The following is a 17,897-nucleotide window of genomic DNA, read 5'->3' as shown; positions in this document are numbered from 1 at the left end:
GGAAATCATCATCGGAACCGGTTTTTCCACTCGCGCATCAGCGTGAACGCCGTCAGGCGATCCGGCACCGTTTCGTGCAGTTCGGCCTCGAGCGTCGCGCGGATCGCATCGCTGTCCGCACGCATGAACGGGTTAACGGCACGCTCATGCGCGATCGTAGTGGGCAGGGTCGGCACGCCGCGCGCGCGCAGCGCCTGCGCGTCGTCGCGCCATGTGGCGAGCGCCGCATTGCCGGGCTCGCACGCGAGCGCGAAGCGGATGTTGGACAGCGTGTATTCGTGTGCGCAATGCACGTGGGTGTCGCCCGGCAACGCCGCGAGCGCGTCGAGCGACGCGAGCATCTGCGCGGGCGTGCCCTCGAACAGGCGCCCGCAACCGCACGAGAACAGCGTATCGCCGCAGAACACGTGCGGCACCGCGTTGCCCTGCCCGGCCGCCTGGAAATAGGCGATGTGGCCGCGCGTATGGCCGGGCACGTCGAGCACGTCGAACGTGGCGGCGGGCGCCTCGAGCGTCACGCGCGCGCCGCCCGAAAGCGGCTGCGTAACCACGCCGATCGCCTCGGCCGCAGGGCCGTAAACAACGAGCGGAGCATCGTCCGGTTGGCTATCGCGCAGTGCCGCGACACCGCCGACGTGGTCGGCGTGATGGTGCGTGAGTAAAATAGCGGTCAACCGCCAGCCTCGTTCGGCTAGAACCCGGCGTACCGGCGCGGCTTCACCCGGATCGACGGCGATCGCATCGCGGCCGTCCGAGACGAGCCAGATATAGTTGTCATCGAATGCCGGAACCGGCACGTATTCCAGCTCGTTCATGGGCGCGCAATCATCGTTATGTCTGACCGTCAAATTATAGACTGGCCCGCCTGGACCGACTCACCGCCCGGCCGCTACGTGCTGGGCTGGGAACAGGCGCAGCTCGACCGGATCGTGTCCGACGTCTTCGGGTTCCACGCGCTGCAGCTCGGCCTGCCCCAGCTCGACGCACTGCGCGAGAACCGCATGCCGTATCGCGGCCTCGTGCTCGATCCGGCGAGCGGCGCGAGCGCGCCGTACCAGTATCCGTGGGCGCGTGAAGCGCATGCGCCCGAGCACGCGCCCGACGGCCGCAGCACGACCTGGTGCGACCTGCTCGACCTGCCGTTCGAGTCGCAGAGCGTCGACCTGATCGTGATGCCGCACACGCTCGAATTCACGTCCGACCCGCACCGCCTGCTGCGCGAGGCCGAGCGCGTGCTGATGCCGGAAGGCCAGCTCGTGATCACCGGCTTCAATTCGCTCAGCCTGTGGGGCATGCGGCAATCGTTCGGGCGCATGGCGAACCATCCGTTCGTGCCGGCCACGCGCGATCAGATCGCGTTCATCCGGCTCAAGGACTGGATCAAGCTGCTCGGCTTCGACCTCGAACGCGGCCGCTTCGGCTGCTACCGGCCGCCGCTCGTCACCGACAAGTGGCTGGCCCGCTACGGCTTCATGGAAGCCGCCGGCGACCGCTGGTGGCCGATCTTCGGCGCCGTCTACATGGTGACGGCCGTCAAGCGCGTGCGCGGCATGCGCCTCGTCGGCCAGATCCGGATGAAGAAGCCCGTGCTCGCACCGGGCCTGACGCCGGCGGCCTCCCCGACCACTCATCAAGAACATTCATGACTACCGATACGATCGACATTTATACCGACGGCGCCTGCAAGGGCAACCCCGGCCCCGGCGGCTGGGGCGCACTGATGCGCTACGGCGACAAGGAGAAGGAGCTGTTCGGCGGCGAGCCCAACACGACCAACAACCGCATGGAGCTGATGGGCGTGATCGCCGCGCTCGAAGCGCTGAAGCGGCCGTGCCAGGTGATCGTGCATACCGACTCGCAATACGTGCAGAAAGGCATCAGCGAGTGGATCCACGGCTGGAAGAAGAAAGGCTGGGTCACCGCGGCGAAGACGCCCGTGAAGAACGCCGACCTGTGGAAGCGCCTCGACGCGCTCGTCGCGCAGCATGAGGTCGAGTGGCGCTGGGTCAAGGGTCACGCGGGCCATCCCGAAAACGAGCGCGCGGACGCACTCGCCAATCGCGGCGTCGAATCGCTCACGGCCTGAACGCGGGCCGCTTCTCTGTTTCCTACGTATTTCCCGACATGCGCCAGATCATTCTCGATACCGAAACCACCGGCCTGAACGCCCGCACAGGCGACCGCCTCATCGAAATCGGCTGCGTCGAGCTGCTGAACCGGCGGCTCACCGGCAACAACCTGCACTTCTACGTGAACCCCGAGCGCGACAGCGATCCGGGCGCACTGGCGGTGCACGGGCTCACGACCGAATTCCTCAGCGACAAGCCGAAATTCGCGGAAGTCGTCGACCAGATCCGCGATTTCGTGAAGGACGCCGAGCTGATCATCCACAATGCGCCGTTCGACCTTGGCTTCCTCGACGCGGAATTCGCGCGGCTCGGCCTGCCGCCGTTCACCGAGCATTGCGGCGGCGTGATCGACACGCTGGTGCAGGCCAAGCAGATGTTCCCGGGCAAGCGCAACTCGCTCGACGCGCTGTGCGACCGATTCGGCATCAGCAACGCGCACCGTACGCTCCACGGCGCACTGCTCGACTCGGAGCTGCTCGCCGAGGTGTATCTCGCGATGACGCGCGGCCAGGACAGCCTCGTGATCGACATGCTCGACGACGCGGGCGCCGACGGCGGTGCGGGCAACGGCCAGCGCGTGTCGCTCGCCGCGCTCGACCTGCCCGTGGTGGCCGCGAGCGACGACGAACTCGCCGCCCACCAGGCGCAGCTCGACGAGCTCGACAAGTCGGTCAAGGGCACCTGCGTGTGGCGCACGTCCGCCGACGCAGGCGCCGCCGAAGCGGCTTGAAGCCGGCGGCCGGCGGCACGCGCCGCCGCCGCGCTCACGCGCGCGGCTGCAACGCGATGATCGCCATTCCGCCGAGCGCGAGCACCGCCCCGGCCACGTCCCAGCGGGTCAGCGCAACACCGTCGACCACCCGCAGCCAGACCAGCGCCACCGCGATATACACGCCGCCGTACGCCGCATAGGTGCGCCCCGCCGCACTCGGGTGCAGCGTCAGCAGCCACGCGAACAGCGCGAGCGACAGCGCGGCCGGCACCAGCAACCACACCGGCCGCCCATCCTTCAGCACGAGCCACGGCAGATAGCAGCCGACGATTTCGGCCAGCGCGGTGGCGGCGAACAGCGCCGCGATCCTCATCAGTTCGGTCATCCGGTTCCTCGTGAATTCGGCCACCGTCACCCGGGGCCGCACGGCCCCGCCGTGCGCCGCCGATCATAACCGAGCCGCTCCCGCCGGATGCCCCGCCAGCCGGGCGTTTCCCGGCAATTTGCACGATCATCCGTCATCGTGCTATCATGTCGCCTGTTTCAACATTCAATCTCTGTCTATTCGATTTCGAGAGAAGTCCGTCCGCGCGTTGCGGGCCGGCGCTTCGACCGAAATTGCACACACAGGAAAGCCCGCCCGACAGGCCCGCTTTTCTCGTTTCGTTGCCCCTCCGGGGCGCTTGCCGGAACGCTGGACACCGTCCGCACCGGCATCTGCCGCCTGCATCACGCGGCCCATTCTTCATGAGCGCACTGTCGCGACGGCCCATCGGGCCCGCGTCGAAGCAGCCCCTTACGGCCCTTTACCGCCTGTCATGCAGTAAGTGCTTAAAGGTCTGCCCCGACGCGTCGCACCCGACACCGCGCTCGCCGGCAAACCGTGTCGGACGGCCCGCCCGTTCGGCGCAGTCAAAGGAGTGCATGACCTTGACCGCAACACACGTCAGCCCGACCGCTGCTTCTTCCACCGCTTCGTCGTCCGGCGAAGCCCCGCTCGTCGCGGACGACATCACCGTCGTCGACCAGAGCCTCCTCAAGCGCGCCGTCAGCGCCATGGCCATCGGCAACGCGATGGAATGGTTCGACTTCGGCGTCTACAGCTACATCGCCGTCACGCTCGGCAAGGTGTTCTTCCCGTCCAGCAGCCCGTCCGCGCAGTTGCTCGCGACCTTCGGCACGTTCGCGGCCGCGTTCCTCGTGCGCCCGCTCGGCGGCATGGTGTTCGGCCCGCTCGGCGACCGCATCGGCCGCCAGCGCGTGCTCGCCGCCACGATGATCATGATGGCCGTCGGCACCTTCGCGATCGGCCTGATCCCCAGCTACGCGTCGATCGGCATCATGGCGCCCGTGCTGCTGCTCGTCGCCCGCCTCGTGCAGGGCTTCTCGACCGGCGGCGAATACGGCGGCGCCGCCACCTTCATCGCTGAATTCTCGACCGACAAGCGCCGCGGCTTCATGGGCAGCTTCCTCGAGTTCGGCACGCTGATCGGTTACGTGATGGGCGCGGGCGTCGTCGCACTGCTCACCGCATCGCTGTCGCAGGAAGCGCTGCTGTCGTGGGGCTGGCGCGTGCCGTTCCTGATCGCCGGCCCGCTCGGCCTGATCGGTCTCTACATCCGGATGAAGCTCGAGGAAACGCCCGCGTTCAAGCGCCAGGCCGAAGAGCGCGAAGCGCAGGACAAGGCCGTGCCGAAGGCGCGCTTCCGCGAAACGCTGATGCGCAACTGGCGTGCCCTGCTGCTGTGCGTCGGGCTCGTGCTGATCTTCAACGTGACCGACTACATGGTGCTGTCGTACCTGCCGAGCTTCATGTCGTCGACACTGCACTTCGACGAATCGCACAGCCTCGTGCTCGTGCTGATCGTGATGGTGCTGATGATGCCGCTGACGCTCGCCGCCGGCCGCCTGTCCGACAAGGTCGGCCGCAAGCCCGTGATGCTCGCCGGCTGCGTCGGCCTGCTCGTGCTGTCGATCCCGTCGATGATGCTGATTCACGCGGGCACCACGGCGTCGGTGTTCGGCGGCCTGCTGATCCTCGGCGTGCTGCTGTCGTGCTTTACCGGCGTGATGCCGTCGGCGCTGCCGGCACTGTTCCCGACCGAGATCCGCTACGGCGCGCTGGCGATCGGCTTCAACGTGTCGGTGTCGCTGTTCGGCGGCACGACGCCGCTCGTGACCGCTTGGCTGGTCGATGTCACGCACAACCTGATGATGCCCGCGTACTACATGATGGGCGCCGCCGTGATCGGCATCGTGTCGGTCGTCGCGCTCGCCGAAACCGCGCGCCAGCCGCTCAAGGGCTCGCCGCCGGCCGTCGCGTCGCGCCGCGAAGCTCATCAGCTCGTGCGCCAGATGCGCGAGGACGACGAATCGGAGATGTACAGTGTCGCGTCGCCGGCACGCGCCTGAGCGTCAACCATGAAAAAGCCCCGGCCGAAGCCGGGGCTGATCGAACCCGATCCGCCCGACCGGCTTGCGCCGGCCGGGCTTTTTTCATCCATTCGACGCCAGCGCGCTCATGCCTGCGCCTCGCATTGACGGCAGAAAATCAGCGCTCGCGAGCGCGACACGGCGGCCTGCGCACCGCGCGCCGCGACGATCAGCCCGACCTGACCGAGATTGAAATCGCGCTCGACCATCAACTGCGTCAGCGCGGCCAGCGGCAACACGAGGGACGGGTGGTACAGGCTCGATTCGATCAGGGCTTTCATCTGCGGCTCCATCAGGCAAGGCGTCATTCGATGGAGTGGATTCTAGGGACCGGCCGCGTCCCGATAAACCGCGCGAATGCGAAGTCACTTGTCAGCCGCCGAGAACAATCGACAGTGGCTTGCCCGACAAGGCCGAGCGGGCGGACGGACAGCGGCACGGGGCCCCGCCGCACGTCGCCGCGCGACGCCTGGGGCCTGTTCACGCTAATAACGGGCCCTAGACGAGCGGTGTTTCGACGAACGCCGGCAGCATTTCCGCCCGCGCCGAATGCGCGGCCAGTGCCGGATAACGGGCCGGATCGATCCGCGCGAGCACCGGGTAGTCGGCCGCCATGAATTGCGTGAAGCGCCATGCGACCGCGACCGTCACGTCGGACTGCAACAGACGCGCGCCGCCGAACCAGCCGTTCGCGGCCGCGACGAGCGGCTCCAGTGCGCCGTAGGCGCCCTCGATCTGGCTCAGCACGCGCTCCAGCCACGGCGCATGCTGCTTGTCTGACGGACGCAGCGCCTGCTCGTAGACGACCTGCACGGTCTTCTCGGCGGCCGCCAGCGCGAAACCGACCGGCACGAGCGCGCGCAGCCGTGCATCGGCGGTATCGGGCAGCAAGCGCCGCTCGGGCGCAACCAGGTGATCGAGATAGTCGACGATCAATGACGAATCGAGCAGCGTCGCGCCGTCGCCGGTCACTAGCGTCGGCGCCTTGACGACCGGGTTGGTCACCCTGAACTGCTCGAAATGACGGAACACCGAGAGCGACTCGTGTTCGAACGGGAGGTCGAGCAGCTTCGCCGAAATGGCGACCCGACGCACGAACGGGGAATCCAGCATGCCGATCAGCTTCATCGCGAACGCTCCGCTTGAGGGGAATGGGAGCGACGACTGTAGCAGCGTCGCTCGGCGTCGCCTAGGGCCCGTTCCCGCCAGCAACGGGCTGGTGCCGGCTCCGCGAACGCGTTTGCCGCAATGACGGAATGTGCTCGGCCGGCCTTCGCGCCCGTGCGCCCGTGCGCCCGTGCGCCTGATGCACATCAACCGGCCTCGCGCGGGACTCACGATGTCCGGCCACAGTGACCATAATGCAAGTTCACCCCCTTCCGCCCCAAGGTTCGTCATGTGGTACGCCCTCGTCGAGCAGCAGCGGGAATGGATGCGTGCCTGGCGCGCGGCGACGCGGCACGCGTTCGACGCATGGCCCGCGGCCACGCTGCCGCACGCAGCGTCGTCGTGCTACGACGACCTGTTCGAGCCGCTGCTCGGGCCGCCGGACGGGCCCCCGCATTTCGACATCGGATGGCCGGCGCTCGGCGAGCGCGTCGTCGCGCGCACGCCGTTCTGCGACCTGCGGCGCTTCACGCGCGCCGATGCGCAGCGCACGGTGCTGCTGTGCGCGCCGCTTGCCGGGCACGCGGCGGTGATGATGCGGGAAACCGTCGAGACGCTGCTCGCGGACGGCGATGTCTGCGTGACCGACTGGCGCAATGCGCGCGACGTGCCGCTCGCGGCGGGCCGTTTCGGGCTCGACGAGTACGTCGCGACGCTCGACGGCTTCGTCGACGGGCTCGCGCACGACGACCGGCCGCTGCATGTCGTCGCCGTGTGCCAGGCGACCGTGCCGGTGCTCGGCGCGCTCGCGCTAAGGGCGACGCGCGGTCTCCCGTCGCCCGCGAGCGTCACGCTGATCGGCGGCCCGCTCGACGCGCGCCGGAATCCGAGCGCGCTCGGCACCGCCGCTGCCGCCCATTCGCTCGGCTGGTGCCGCCGCCACCTGATCGACGTCGTACCCCCCGGCTTCGCGGGGCACGGCCGCCACGTGTTTCCCACCTATCTTCAGCAGGGCGAGATCGCGCTCGTCTACCCGCAGCGCTTCCTGTCGCTGATCGAAGGGTACGCGCTGGCCGCGTCGCGCTTCGACATGACCGGACTCGCCTGCGCGCGGCGCGCGCTGCTCGAATACACGGCGCTGCTCGATATGCCGGCCGAGTATTTCCTCGATACGGTCGACATCGTGTTCCAGCGCATGAGCCTTGCGCTCGGCACGTGGGACGTGGGCGGCCAGCGCGTCGAACCGGCGGCTTTGCGCGGCATCGTCCTGCTGACCGTCGAAGGCGCATGCGACAAGGTCACGGGCGCCGGCCAGACGCACGCGGCGCTCGACCTGTGCAGCGGCCTCGCCGACGACGAGCGCTTTCGCATCGACATCGACGATTGCGATCACTACGGGCTGTTTACAGGGGCGCGCTGGCACGGGGATGTCCATCCGATGCTGCAGCGCGTGTTCGCGTGGGCCGAGGCCCGCCGCCCTCGCCCGCGCCGCATCCGGCGGACGTGATGCCGAATCAGCGCCGCGCCGCGTCGAGCAACGCGCGCACCTCGTCGTCACTCGTCTGCTCGAAGCGCGCGTAGAACTGGCTGATCCCGAAGAACGGCTGCGGCAGCGTCACCGTGACGAACGCGTCGGCCAGATCGTCGAACACATGCCGTGCGCCCGCCGGCGCGACCGGTGCAGCCGCGATGATCCGCGCCGGGTGACGCTCGCGCAACGCCTGCAGCGCGACACGCATCGACGCGCCGGTCGCGACGCCGTCGTCGACGACGATCGCAATGCGCCCTTCGACCGGCAGCGGCGGTACGGCACCGCGATACAGCGCTTCACGCCGATGCAGTTCGGCCGTCTCGCGCGCGATCACGTCGGCGAGCTGCGCGTCGGACACCTTCATCGAACGCAGCACCGAACGCTGCAGATGAATCGCTCCGCCCGTCGCGATCGCGCCCATCGCGAGCTCGGGATCGTACGGCACGCCGAGCTTGCGCACGACCAGCACGTCGAGCGGTGCATGCAGCGCGCAAGCGACCGGATAGGCGACGGGCACACCGCCGCGCGGCAATGCGAGCACGACGACATCGTCCCGCCCCGCGTATTCGCGCAATGCACCGGCCAGCTGGCGGCCGGCATCGGCGCGATCGGCAAAACACTCGAACACGATCGGCTCCCTGCCATTGCGCCGGATGCGCGAACCCCGCGTCGGCGCCTGTCAACGAGCATGGTTCATCGGCCGCGCCGATGCAAGCAGGGTCATACCGGCGCGTGTGGCGCCGCGGGAAAGGGTCAGAGGCCGGCGGCCTGCCGGTACAGCCGCCAGAACGACTGTGCATAGGATTGCGCGAGCTCGGGCGCACGCTGGAACACGTTCACCGTTTCCGCATGTGCGGCCGCCCCTTCGGACAGCGTGGTCAGCGCGACGCTGTCGTCGACGATCACGAAGCGCGGCGCAGGATCGCCGTGCCGCGAATCGATCGCCACGTCGATACCGGAAGATTTCAGATAGCCCGCGCCGCTGTATCTGCCCGCGCGCGGCGAACGCAAGAGCACGACACGCACCTCGACCCCGCGCGCGCGGGCCGCGCGCAGCGCGCTCGCGACCGTCGGCGGCACGTGCGTGTAGCCGGCCAGCAGCACACGGCGCTGTGCCTGCCCGATCAGGTCGACGGTCGCGTCGGCCGCCGCATTGTCATACGAAAAGTATGTGCCGACCGATGCGGCATCGGACGGAATCTGGCTGGCGTGGGCGCTCGCCGCGCAACAAAGCGCAGCGAGAAGGAAGGCGGCTGGTCTCATGGCGGGCGCCATTGTAGCGACGCCAATTCGCGTGGCAAGCACCGGCTGCGGTGCTGCTGCGCCGGCGCAACACACAGCGCAAAACCGGGGCCCGGCGAACGGGTTACAGCGCGTTTTTCAAGCGGTCGATCAGCCCGCCGCGACGCGCGCGAGCCAGCTCTCGATGCCGTCGACGGAACGGAAATCCGCGAGACTGCGCGCCGGCAGCGCCGGATAGGCGCCGCCCGCCATCTCGGCCAGCGCGCGGCCGGGACCGAGCTCGAGGAACGCGGTCGCACCGGCCTCCACGCAGGCGGCAAGACAGGCCGCCCACTCGACCGGCTCCGCGATCTGCCGCGCAAGCTTGTCGAGACTGGCGTCGACGTCCAGCACCGATGCGCCATCGATCCCCGAAAAGAGCCGCGTGCCGGGCAGTGGCCGCCGCACGTCGGTCACGGCGAGCGACGCGCGAAACACCGGCACGGCCGCGGCGAGCCGGCGCGTGTGCGACGCGATCCGCACGCAGACGGGCGCGACACGCAGCGCGCCGGCGCGCGACGCGTCGTCGGCCACCGCGTCGACATCGGCCTGCCGCCCCGCGACCACGAACGCGTCACCGGGGTTCGCGATCGCGATCGCCGCGTCGCGGCCTTCGCACAACCGCGCGAGTCGGGCGCGCGTCAGGCCGCGGACGAACACCATGCGCTCGTCGCCGCCGCTCGCGGCATCCATCGCGCGCGCACGTGCATCGGCCAGATCGAGCGCGGTGTCCGGCTGGATCATCCCGGCGACGCTCCACGACGCGACTTCGCCGACGCTATAGCCGGCGACGCAGCGCCGGCGCGGCCACACCGCGTCGAGCAGCGCGGCGGCGGCGAGCGCCTGGACCGTGCAGAGAATCTGCGCGGCACGGTTCTCGTGCAGCGCGTCCGGCCCGGCCTGCCGGACCCACGCGCGCGGATCGTCGCCGAGGAGCCGGCCGGCGTGCGCGAACAGTGCGTCGGCCTGCGGCGCGGCGCCGGTCAGGTCGAACATGTCGGCGCGCTGCGCGCCCTGCCCCGAACAGAGGATGGCCAGCGTCATCGCACGCCCTCGTCAACGTCGAGCGCATCGACGAAGACGCTCATCGCGAGCAGGTCGGCCGCGCCGCCCGGGCTCAGCCGCCGCGCCACGAACGCACGATGCGCGGCGGCCGCGCGCAGCCGCCAGTCGCGCGCACGCACGCCGCCACGTGCCACGAACGCGCGCGCGGTCGCCCGCGCGAAGTCGAGGCCGGCCTGCCCGCCCCGGTGCAGCAGGTTCGTATCGTCGAGCGCGGCGATCAGCGCGAAGCACGCATCGACGCGCGCGGCTTCGCGGTCGCCAGGCAGGTCGCGCTGCGCGCGGCGCAGCGCGGGCAGTCCGACCGCATAGACGGTCGTGAACCCGTCGGCCGCCTCGCGACGCGCGCCGCCGACGCCGTAGCGGCGGCTCGCGCGTTCGCCGTGACTGTCGAGCAAGCGCGGGCCGCCGAGGATATCGGCACCCCAGCGGCGGGAGACGAACGCACCGAGCGTCACTCCCGCCGGCATGGTTCCCGGTATCGCGCGCCGACCGGCAGCCGCACACAGCAGCCCGAGCCCGAAGATCGCGCCGCGATGCGTATTGACGCCGCCGGTCGCGGCGAGCATCGCGTGCTCGGCGCGCAGGCCGATCTTGCGCAGCACGGCCATGTCCGCATCGCGCGCGCCTGCATCGGCCAACTCGGCGAAGTAGGGCCGCAGCACGGCAGCGCTGCGGGCGAACGTCGCGGCATCCATGTCGGTATGACTGCCGGTGTCGACATGACTGACGAGCCCCGGCTTCGGATAGGTCTCGATTTCGAGCACGAGACTGCGCTCGGCCAGTTCGGCGATGCGCTCGGCGTCGGACAGCGCCGGTACGCGGCAGGCAGTCCATGCGCTCATCGCGCACCTCCGATGAACGCGTCGGCCGGCATCAGTTCGACGGTGATCGCGGTCTTGACCGCGACTTCAGGCTGCCGCGCGTGCAGTTCGCGCCAGTTGACGCCCGCGCCGTCGTCGCGCAGCAGTTCGCCATCGATGCGCATCGGCGCGCGCGCGTCGATCGCCGCGAGGCCGTCGAGCAGCGGCACGAGCGATGCGGGGTCCGGCAGCGGGAACACGATGTCGAGATCGGACGAGGCCCCCATGTACGGCTCGCCCGTCAGCGCCTGCCATGCGAGGCTGCCGAACACGCGACCCTGCACGCCGTGACGCGCGCCGAGCGCATCGAGTTCGCGCAACGCCGTGCGCCATGCGTCGGGCGCGGCGGCGAGCACGTCGGACAACGCCGGCAGCGGGCCGACCGTCGCGAGCGCGTCAGCAGCCGCGTTCAGCGCGATGCGCCGCTTGCCCGCGGAAGGCGGCAGCGGCAAGCCGAGCGGCACGCGGCCGGCGTCGGCCTCGTCGGGCGACGCGCGGCGCACGATCAGCGGCCAGCCGCGTTCGGCCCACGCGCGCACGAGCGGATCGGCCGCGAGCGCGGCGTCGCGCGCGAATGCCGCGCCCCACCCCGCCGCCGTCAGCGTGACGAGCGTGTGGCGGCGCAGCGGCAGCTCAGCGTGCGGCACGCGCGAGTGCCTCGACGCGCCGGGCGACATCGGCGGCAACCGGCCGGCCGCGTGACGCACGCCGGTCGACGCGGTCGGCCGGCTTGCCGAGCCATTCACCGACCTGCGCGTCGAGCGCACGGGCCGGATCGAGCACGGCGTCGACGGCGCCCATCTTCACGAGATTGTCGAGCCCCGGCGCGAACACCGGCGTCGAGCGCGACATCTCCTTCAGTACGTCGATCGGCAACTTGGTCACGCGCGACATCGACGGCAGGTCCATCACCTCCGGCTCCGCGCCCGGCACCGCGAGCAGCGTGCGGGTCGCGAGCGCGGTCGCGATGAACGCGCCCGCGGCCGTGTGGCCGTACAGCACGCCGATCGTCCGGTGCCCGGCGAGATCCGCGTGCATCAGGCACTTCGCGAGATGCGACAGCCCTTCGTTCAGGCCAAGCAGTTCATCGCGCTTGCTCATCCGCTGGCTGTCGCTGTCGACCAGCACGAGGATCGGCGTGTCGCCGCCGCGCTCGATCGTGTCGAGCACGCGCGCCGCGAGCGAAAGTGCCTCGTCGATGCCGAACGGCAACCGGTCGGCGACGCCGATCACGTCGACACGCGTGCCGGCCAGTTCGGCATGGCCGGTCAGCAGGCCGCCGTGACGGGCGATCGAATGGCCTTGCGGGAACAGTGAATTCAGCACTTCATCGAGCGTCATGCGAGCTCTCCTGCAATTGGTCGGCGAGCGTGGCGAACGCATCGTCGGGCATCCCCGGGATCGCTTCCGGTGCGCTTGCACCGAGCGTGCGCCACACGTCGAGCGCATCCTTGCACGCGCCGAACCGTTCGACACGCGCTTCGAGGCGGGCCTGCTCCGCGCGCAACATCGTCGCATCGAACGTCGGCGCACGGCCGATCAGCTCGAGCGCCGCCGCACGGAATGCATCGGGCGTGTCGGCCACGTAGCGATCCGCGCCGCCGATCAACCGCCGGTGCTTGCCGCCCATCGTGCGCCAGATCAGCGCGCGGTCCTTCGCATCGAATTCCTCGACGCCGCGATTGGTCTCGATCACTTCGGGGCCCGACACGCTGATACGGCCCTGCTCCGACACCGCGAGCGCCGAGCAGCACGCGGCGAGCAGCCCGCCGCCGCCGTAGCAGCCCGCGCGCCCGCCGATCAGCCCGATCACCGGCACGCCGGCCGTGCGCGCTTCGACGAGCGCGCGCATGATCTCGGCGATCGCGAGTTCGCCCGCGTTCGCTTCCTGCAGCCGCACGCCCCCCGTATCGAACAGGATCAGCACCGGCTTGCCGGTTTCGCGCGCGGCACGCAGCAGCCCGGTGAGCTTCGCGCCGTGCACTTCGCCGAACGCGCCGCCCATGAAGCGGCCTTCCTGCGCGGCGACGAACACCGGCTGGCCGTCGAGCCGGCCGTGACCGACCACCATCCCGTCGTCGAACTGCTGAGGCAGGTCGAACAGCGGCAGGTGCGGGCTCGTCACGCGCTCGGCCGGGCCGAGGAATTCGCTGAAACTGCCCGCGTCCAGCAGCCCGTCGATGCGCTGCCGTGCAGATGCTTCGTACCAGCTCGCGGCATTCGCGACGAACGCGGGGGCGTCGTGATCGTGCTTCACGTCGTTCATGCTGCCCCTCCCTCGATCGCCCGCACCGCCTGCGCGAGCCGCAGCGACACCATGTCGGGCCGCGCGCCGCCGTCGTTGATCGACAGCTTCAGGCCGCCCGGCGTGCGCCGCTCGACGAAATCCGCGACGACGGCCTGCCACACCGCGCCGAACCCGACCGCCGCCGTGCGGATGTCGATCTCGCATTCGTTGCCCGGCAGCACGCGCTCGACGAGCACTTCGAGATTGCCGGATGCCACCACGCCGACGAGCGCCGCGGCCTGCTCGCCCTTCGCGCGCTCGCGCGCGGTGAAGCGATAGTTCAACTGTTCCATGCCGTTGTCCTTACCAGTTGCGGAACCGGGCCGGCGGCGCATACAGGCCGCCCGACCAGTGCACGAGATCCTTGATCGAACGCGCGGCGAGCCAGCGGCGATCGGCGTCGAGCGGATTGATGCCGAGATCCTCCGGGCGACGGATCACGCCGCGCTCGCGCAGCCGTTCGACCATCTTCCGGTCGCGGCCGCGGCCGATCTCCGTATAGCCGGCGACGCCGCGGATCGCGTGCTCGCGTTCGTCCTTGTCGCGGCACATCAGCAGGTTCGCGATCCCTTCCTCGGTGACGATGTGCGTGACGTCGTCGCCGTAGACCATGATCGGCGCGAGGTCGAGCTGCAGCTTGTCGGCGAGCTTCAGCGCGTCGAGCTTCTCGACGAACATCGGCACGTTCTTGTCGCCGAACGTCTCGCCGATCTGCACGACGAGCTTGCGGCCGCGCCTGAGCGCCGCCGGCGTGTCGGGGTCGGCTTCCGCGCCGGCCTTCAGCCACGGCTCGCTCGGATGGCGCCGGCCGCGCGCGTCGCTGCCCATGTTCGGCGCGCCGCCGAAACCGGCGATGCGCTCGGCCGTGACCGTCGACGAATGGCCGGACAAGTCGATCTGCAGCGTCGAGCCGATGAACATGTCGCACGCATAGAGGCCGGCCGTCTGGCAAAACGCGCGGTTGGAGCGCAGCGACCCGTCGGGGCCCGTGAACCAGATGTCGGAACGCGCGCGGATGTAGTCGTCCATCCCGACTTCCGAGCCGAAGCAGTGGATCTGCTCGACCCAGCCCGACTCGATCGCGGGAATCAGCGTCGGGTGCGGATTGAGCGCCCAGTGCGAGCAGACCTTGCCCTTCAGCCCGAGCTTCTCGCCGTAGGTCGGCAGCAGCAGCTCGATCGCGGCCGTGTTGAAGCCGATCCCGTGGTTCAGGCGCTTGATGCCGTACGGCTCGTAGATGCCCTTGATCGCGAGCATCGCGGTGAGGATCTGCGTTTCGGTGATCGCGGCCGGATCGCGCGTGAACAGCGGCTCGACGTAGAACGGCCGGCCGGCCTCGACGACGAAATGCACGCGGTCGCCCGGGATGTCGACGCGCGGCACCTTGTCGACGATCCGGTCGACCTGCGCGATCACGATGCCGTCCTTGAACGCGGTGGCCTCGACGACGGTCGGCGTGTCTTCGGTGTTCGGGCCTGTGTACAGGTTGCCGTCGCGATCGGCGCTGACCGCGGCGATCAGCGCGACCTGCGGCGTGAGGTCGATGAAGTAGCGTGCGAACAGCTCGAGATAGGTGTGCACCGCGCCGAGCGCAATCTTGCCGCCGAACAGCAGCTTCGCGATGCGCTGCGACTGCGGGCCCGAATACGCGAAGTCGAGACGCTTCGCGATGCCGCGCTCGAACACGTCGAGATGCTCGGGCAGCACGACGCCCGACTGCACCATGTGCAGGTCGTGGATCTTCGCGCTGTCGACGTCGGCGAGCGCGGTGGCGAGCAGGTCGGCCTGCTTCTGGTTGTCGCCTTCGAGGCACACGCGATCGCCGGGCCGCAGCACCGCTTCGAGCAACGCGACGGTGTCGCGCGCATCGACCCGCTTGCCCTGCGCGAAACGCGCACCGGCCGCGAGGCGTGCATCGCGCGCCTGCCGCGCGTGATTCCATCCGGTCATGAAAAGTTCTCCGCTTCGATGGTTCAGCGGCATTCTAAGCCTGGCGCCGCCGCCGATTGATGATGTTGACGAATGCGACTCAGAGGACGCCGCGATGGATGCGGCCCGCATGCGGGCCGCGTCGCATCGCCCTACGCACCGACCAGCGCGCGCGTCGTGAAGAACAGCAGCGAGGGCCCGAGCAGGCAACCGACGCCAGTATGGAACGTCGCGACCAGCGCGCCGTACGGCACGAGCCGGCGGTCGGTCGCCGCGAGGCCCGCGCTCACGCCGCTGACCGTGCCGGCCAGGCCGCCGAAGATCATCGCGGAGCGCGGTGTCTTCAAGCCCATGAAGTTGGCCGCGACCGGCGTGCCGATCATCACGATGATCGCCTTGACGAGCCCCGTCGCGATGCTGAGCGCGATCACGTCGGAGCTTGCGCCGATCGCCGCGCCCGTCACGGGGCCGACGATGTAGGTGACGGCGCCCGCACCGATCGTCGTCATGCTGACCGCGTCGGTATAGCCGAATGCGCGCGCGATGCACGCGCCGACGATGAACGGCAGCACGGTGCCGAGCAGCAGCGACACGACGCCGATCAGCCCGGCCTTGCGCGCCTCGGTCGGCTGCACTTCGAACGCGGTCGCGACGATCGCGAAATCGCGCAGCATCGCGCCGCCCATCAGGCCGATGCCGGCGAACAGCTTGACGTCGGCCAGCCCCTTCTCGCCGCCGGTGAATGCGCCGCCGACATAGGCCAGCACGAGACCGATCACGATCGCGATCGCCGAGCCGTGCACGCGGCCGAACGTGAGCTTGCGCGACGCGATCGACGACAGCCACATGATCAGGCCGACCAGCGCGAACGACGCGACGAGCCCGTTGTGGGCGACGGTTTTTTCGAGCATCTGCAGCATGGCGGCCTCCGTTACTGTTCTTCGAATTGCGGCACGCCCGCGAAGGCCGTGTCGTCGCGCCCGGTGCGCACCAGTACCGCGATGCAGCATGCGCAGATCGCGACCGCGCCGACGGCGGCCAGCAGCGCAACCGGGCCGCCCTTCAGCGCGGCGACGACGTTCTGGTTCGCGGCCATCGCGACCACGACGGGGATGTACATCGCGCCCCAGAAACCGACGCCCGCCTCTGTCTCCTTCGGCAGCCAGCCGCGGCGGTGCAGCCACAGGCGCAGGCAGATCAGCAGCAGCATCGCGATGCCGACGCCGCCGACGTTGGTCTTCACGCCGATCGCACTGCCGAGCAGGTCGCCGAGAAACAGTCCGGCCAGGTGGCAGAACGCCAACAGCGCGGTTCCGTAGATGATCATGAGTCGTCTCCAGTCTCTTCGTGACGGGCGCATTGCCGCCAGCAGGAGCCGAATCTTGCCCGCCGATCCCGCTCCGGGCGTGTCTCCTGCGGCGGTGCGCCGCGGCCCGGCGGCCCGTCATGCGGGCACGTTCTCGGGCGGTCGATGGGATGATGCGGTTACGGGCCGGACGCCGGATGCCGTAGACTGAATGAAGCAGCCGCCGGCACGACGCGGGCTACGCGTCCGGTGCGCCCCGTTGCGGGCCGCACCGGGGCGTGATCCGATACTAGCGCCGCAATATCCGGCCATTTATGAAGTTGTCGAAACCGATTCAGTGGATTTAGCAATGCGTCCGTTACCGCCCGAGCTGCTGCGCAGCTTCGTCGCCGTCGCCCAGTCCGGCAGCTTCACCGCCGCGTCCGAGCGCGTGAGCCTGTCGCAGTCGACCGTCAGCCAGCACATCCGCCGCCTCGAGGAGCTGCTCGACCGGCCGCTGTTCGAGCGCGACACGCGCAACGTGCACCTGTCGCAGCACGGCGACGCGCTGTTCCGCTACGCGGTGCGCATTCTCGAACTGATGGACGAGGCCGTCACGTCGGTATGCGGGCCGCCGCTGTCGGGCAAGGTGCGGCTCGCGATGTCGGAGGATTTCGCGTCGGCGCACCTGACGGCCGCGCTCGCGAGCTTCGTGCAGCGCAATCCGGAAGTCGAGCTCGCGATCTCGACCGGGCTGTCGGGCGACCTGTTCGACGCGCTCGACGAGGGGCGGCACGATCTCGTGTTCGCGAAGCGCGTCGCCGGCAGCCGGCGCGGCCGCGTGATCCGCAGCGAACCGTTGTACTGGTGCACCGGCCCCGATTCGCGGATCACCGGCCACGAGGCCGTGCTGCCGCTCGCGATGCATCCGGAGCCGAGCGTGTCGCGCCGCCGCGTGCTCGAATCGCTCGAGGCGGTCGGCCGCCCTTACCGGATCGCCGTCGTGAGCAGCAGCATCGCGGTGCTGCGCGCGGCCGCGAGCGCGGGGCTCGGCGTCAGCGCATTCGCCGGCTACGTGATTCCAGCCGGGCTCGCGCGGCTCGACGCCGGGTTGCCCGAACTCGGCGAACTCGAATACGTGATCGACCGGCCGGCGGCTGCGTCGCGTTCGACGCTCGCACTCGAAGCCACGCTGATCACGGCGGCGTCGGAGTTGTAACCGTACCGGGCGCGCCGCACGCATGCGCAAGCGTGCCCGCCCCCGCACCTGACAGCTTT

General features: G+C 69.7%; 21 protein-coding genes. 6 read left to right on the top strand and 15 right to left on the bottom strand.

The window, feature by feature from the left end; genetic code table 11:
* Positions 1–8: 8 nt before the first annotated feature.
* The gene (gene gloB / locus C5O79_RS10965; protein ID WP_122473758.1) at positions 9–815 is read right to left on the bottom strand and encodes a hydroxyacylglutathione hydrolase; all 807 of its coding nucleotides are present in this window, start codon (positions 813–815) and stop codon (positions 9–11) included.
* Between the two features lie 18 nt (positions 816–833).
* On the opposite strand from gloB, the gene C5O79_RS10960 reads away from it, so the two are divergent.
* Genes C5O79_RS10960 through dnaQ form a run of 3 tightly spaced genes read left to right on the top strand, consistent with a single transcriptional unit; the run spans position 834 to position 2,859 of the window.
* Positions 834–1,646, top strand: coding sequence for a class I SAM-dependent methyltransferase (locus C5O79_RS10960; protein ID WP_039347700.1), 813 nt, complete (start codon positions 834–836; stop codon positions 1,644–1,646).
* Positions 1,643–2,086, top strand: coding sequence for a ribonuclease HI (rnhA, locus tag C5O79_RS10955; RefSeq protein ID WP_039347704.1), 444 nt, complete (start codon positions 1,643–1,645; stop codon positions 2,084–2,086). The genes C5O79_RS10960 and rnhA overlap by 4 nt, the downstream gene beginning before the upstream one ends.
* Positions 2,087–2,124: 38 nt before the next feature.
* Positions 2,125–2,859, top strand: coding sequence for a DNA polymerase III subunit epsilon (gene dnaQ, locus C5O79_RS10950; RefSeq protein ID WP_046545361.1), 735 nt, complete (start codon positions 2,125–2,127; stop codon positions 2,857–2,859).
* Between the two features lie 34 nt (positions 2,860–2,893).
* Here dnaQ and C5O79_RS10945 read toward each other — a convergent pair whose 3' ends face one another.
* Positions 2,894–3,226 (bottom strand): YnfA family protein, encoded by a 333-nt coding sequence (locus C5O79_RS10945; RefSeq protein WP_122473757.1) that lies wholly within the window; start codon positions 3,224–3,226, stop codon positions 2,894–2,896.
* A gap of 539 nt (positions 3,227–3,765) precedes the next feature.
* Between C5O79_RS10945 and proP the strand changes: the two genes are divergently transcribed.
* Complete coding sequence (proP, locus tag C5O79_RS10935; protein ID WP_046545359.1) at positions 3,766–5,253, top strand: glycine betaine/L-proline transporter ProP; 1,488 nt, start codon at positions 3,766–3,768, stop codon at positions 5,251–5,253.
* Between the two features lie 107 nt (positions 5,254–5,360).
* On the opposite strand, the gene C5O79_RS10930 is transcribed toward proP, so the two are convergent.
* Together C5O79_RS10930 and C5O79_RS10925 are read right to left on the bottom strand one after the other, a co-directional pair.
* Positions 5,361–5,555: a hypothetical protein gene (locus tag C5O79_RS10930; RefSeq protein ID WP_039352510.1), complete on the bottom strand. Its 195-nt coding sequence runs from the start codon at positions 5,553–5,555 to the stop codon at positions 5,361–5,363.
* A gap of 217 nt (positions 5,556–5,772) precedes the next feature.
* Complete coding sequence (locus C5O79_RS10925) at positions 5,773–6,402, bottom strand: glutathione S-transferase (protein WP_046545358.1); 630 nt, start codon at positions 6,400–6,402, stop codon at positions 5,773–5,775.
* Positions 6,403–6,670: 268 nt separating this feature from the next.
* On the opposite strand from C5O79_RS10925, the gene C5O79_RS10920 reads away from it, so the two are divergent.
* Positions 6,671–7,888, top strand: a complete 1,218-nt coding sequence (locus C5O79_RS10920; RefSeq protein WP_122473756.1) for a polyhydroxyalkanoate depolymerase — start codon at positions 6,671–6,673, stop codon at positions 7,886–7,888.
* Positions 7,889–7,895: 7 nt separating this feature from the next.
* On the opposite strand, the gene C5O79_RS10915 is transcribed toward C5O79_RS10920, so the two are convergent.
* From C5O79_RS10915 to madL, 11 genes are all read right to left on the bottom strand, one after another.
* Positions 7,896–8,540 carry a phosphoribosyltransferase family protein gene (locus C5O79_RS10915; protein ID WP_047850436.1) on the bottom strand — a complete coding sequence of 215 codons (645 nt, stop codon included), beginning with the start codon at positions 8,538–8,540 and terminating at the stop codon, positions 7,896–7,898.
* Between the two features lie 125 nt (positions 8,541–8,665).
* Positions 8,666–9,187: a phospholipase D-like domain-containing protein gene (locus C5O79_RS10910; protein WP_122473755.1), complete on the bottom strand. Its 522-nt coding sequence runs from the start codon at positions 9,185–9,187 to the stop codon at positions 8,666–8,668.
* Positions 9,188–9,304: 117 nt separating this feature from the next.
* Positions 9,305–10,237: an acyltransferase domain-containing protein gene (locus C5O79_RS10905; RefSeq protein WP_122473754.1), complete on the bottom strand. Its 933-nt coding sequence runs from the start codon at positions 10,235–10,237 to the stop codon at positions 9,305–9,307.
* Positions 10,234–11,100, bottom strand: coding sequence for a triphosphoribosyl-dephospho-CoA synthase MdcB (gene mdcB, locus C5O79_RS10900; protein WP_122473753.1), 867 nt, complete (start codon positions 11,098–11,100; stop codon positions 10,234–10,236). The genes C5O79_RS10905 and mdcB overlap by 4 nt, the downstream gene beginning before the upstream one ends.
* Positions 11,097–11,765, bottom strand: a complete 669-nt coding sequence (mdcG, locus tag C5O79_RS10895) for a malonate decarboxylase holo-[acyl-carrier-protein] synthase (RefSeq protein ID WP_122474522.1) — start codon at positions 11,763–11,765, stop codon at positions 11,097–11,099. Before mdcG ends, mdcB begins: the two co-directional genes overlap by 4 nt.
* Positions 11,752–12,459, bottom strand: coding sequence for a biotin-independent malonate decarboxylase subunit gamma (gene mdcE / locus C5O79_RS10890; RefSeq protein ID WP_047850439.1), 708 nt, complete (start codon positions 12,457–12,459; stop codon positions 11,752–11,754). The genes mdcG and mdcE overlap by 14 nt, the downstream gene beginning before the upstream one ends.
* Positions 12,446–13,384 (bottom strand): biotin-independent malonate decarboxylase subunit beta, encoded by a 939-nt coding sequence (locus tag C5O79_RS10885; protein WP_046545351.1) that lies wholly within the window; start codon positions 13,382–13,384, stop codon positions 12,446–12,448. The genes mdcE and C5O79_RS10885 overlap by 14 nt, the downstream gene beginning before the upstream one ends.
* Positions 13,381–13,698 carry a malonate decarboxylase acyl carrier protein gene (gene mdcC / locus C5O79_RS10880; RefSeq protein ID WP_105815734.1) on the bottom strand — a complete coding sequence of 106 codons (318 nt, stop codon included), beginning with the start codon at positions 13,696–13,698 and terminating at the stop codon, positions 13,381–13,383. Before mdcC ends, C5O79_RS10885 begins: the two co-directional genes overlap by 4 nt.
* A gap of 10 nt (positions 13,699–13,708) precedes the next feature.
* A complete protein-coding gene (mdcA, locus tag C5O79_RS10875) occupies positions 13,709–15,355 on the bottom strand; it encodes a malonate decarboxylase subunit alpha (protein WP_122473752.1) in 1,647 nt (548 codons plus the stop codon).
* A 131-nt stretch (positions 15,356–15,486) separates the two neighbouring features.
* On the bottom strand, positions 15,487–16,254 hold the full coding sequence (gene madM, locus C5O79_RS10870) for a malonate transporter subunit MadM (RefSeq protein WP_122473751.1): 768 nt from the start codon (positions 16,252–16,254) through the stop codon (positions 15,487–15,489).
* An 11-nt stretch (positions 16,255–16,265) separates the two neighbouring features.
* A complete protein-coding gene (gene madL, locus C5O79_RS10865) occupies positions 16,266–16,661 on the bottom strand; it encodes a malonate transporter subunit MadL (protein WP_034186756.1) in 396 nt (131 codons plus the stop codon).
* Positions 16,662–16,989: 328 nt separating this feature from the next.
* Here madL and C5O79_RS10860 point away from each other — a divergent pair, with 328 nt between their 5' ends.
* A complete protein-coding gene (locus C5O79_RS10860; RefSeq protein WP_046545347.1) occupies positions 16,990–17,838 on the top strand; it encodes a LysR substrate-binding domain-containing protein in 849 nt (282 codons plus the stop codon).
* Positions 17,839–17,897 lie beyond the last annotated feature (59 nt).

Source organism: Burkholderia sp. SRS-25 (assembly GCF_004343765.1).
Classification (GTDB): Bacteria; Pseudomonadota; Gammaproteobacteria; order Burkholderiales; family Burkholderiaceae; genus Burkholderia; species Burkholderia contaminans.
Note: the sequence above shows the minus strand (reverse complement) of the source record. Positions and strands in the feature narration are given on the sequence as shown.

What these genes read in the sequence shown, in the direction of transcription:
- gloB (WP_122473758.1), bottom strand. Translation starts at nt 815, where the DNA reads ATGAACGAGCTGGAATACGTGCCGGTTCCGGCATTCGATGACAACTAT.
- C5O79_RS10960 (WP_039347700.1), top strand. Translation starts at nt 834, where the DNA reads ATGTCTGACCGTCAAATTATAGACTGGCCCGCCTGGACCGACTCACCG.
- rnhA (WP_039347704.1), top strand. Translation starts at nt 1,643, where the DNA reads ATGACTACCGATACGATCGACATTTATACCGACGGCGCCTGCAAGGGC.
- dnaQ (WP_046545361.1), top strand. Translation starts at nt 2,125, where the DNA reads ATGCGCCAGATCATTCTCGATACCGAAACCACCGGCCTGAACGCCCGC.
- C5O79_RS10945 (WP_122473757.1), bottom strand. Translation starts at nt 3,226, where the DNA reads ATGACCGAACTGATGAGGATCGCGGCGCTGTTCGCCGCCACCGCGCTG.
- proP (WP_046545359.1), top strand. Translation starts at nt 3,766, where the DNA reads ATGACCTTGACCGCAACACACGTCAGCCCGACCGCTGCTTCTTCCACC.
- C5O79_RS10930 (WP_039352510.1), bottom strand. Translation starts at nt 5,555, where the DNA reads ATGAAAGCCCTGATCGAATCGAGCCTGTACCACCCGTCCCTCGTGTTG.
- C5O79_RS10925 (WP_046545358.1), bottom strand. Translation starts at nt 6,402, where the DNA reads ATGAAGCTGATCGGCATGCTGGATTCCCCGTTCGTGCGTCGGGTCGCC.
- C5O79_RS10920 (WP_122473756.1), top strand. Translation starts at nt 6,671, where the DNA reads ATGTGGTACGCCCTCGTCGAGCAGCAGCGGGAATGGATGCGTGCCTGG.
- C5O79_RS10910 (WP_122473755.1), bottom strand. Translation starts at nt 9,187, where the DNA reads ATGGCGCCCGCCATGAGACCAGCCGCCTTCCTTCTCGCTGCGCTTTGT.
- C5O79_RS10905 (WP_122473754.1), bottom strand. Translation starts at nt 10,237, where the DNA reads ATGACGCTGGCCATCCTCTGTTCGGGGCAGGGCGCGCAGCGCGCCGAC.
- mdcB (WP_122473753.1), bottom strand. Translation starts at nt 11,100, where the DNA reads ATGAGCGCATGGACTGCCTGCCGCGTACCGGCGCTGTCCGACGCCGAG.
- mdcE (WP_047850439.1), bottom strand. Translation starts at nt 12,459, where the DNA reads ATGACGCTCGATGAAGTGCTGAATTCACTGTTCCCGCAAGGCCATTCG.
- C5O79_RS10885 (WP_046545351.1), bottom strand. Translation starts at nt 13,384, where the DNA reads ATGAACGACGTGAAGCACGATCACGACGCCCCCGCGTTCGTCGCGAAT.
- mdcC (WP_105815734.1), bottom strand. Translation starts at nt 13,698, where the DNA reads ATGGAACAGTTGAACTATCGCTTCACCGCGCGCGAGCGCGCGAAGGGC.
- mdcA (WP_122473752.1), bottom strand. Translation starts at nt 15,355, where the DNA reads ATGACCGGATGGAATCACGCGCGGCAGGCGCGCGATGCACGCCTCGCG.
- madM (WP_122473751.1), bottom strand. Translation starts at nt 16,254, where the DNA reads ATGCTGCAGATGCTCGAAAAAACCGTCGCCCACAACGGGCTCGTCGCG.
- madL (WP_034186756.1), bottom strand. Translation starts at nt 16,661, where the DNA reads ATGATCATCTACGGAACCGCGCTGTTGGCGTTCTGCCACCTGGCCGGA.
- C5O79_RS10860 (WP_046545347.1), top strand. Translation starts at nt 16,990, where the DNA reads ATGCGTCCGTTACCGCCCGAGCTGCTGCGCAGCTTCGTCGCCGTCGCC.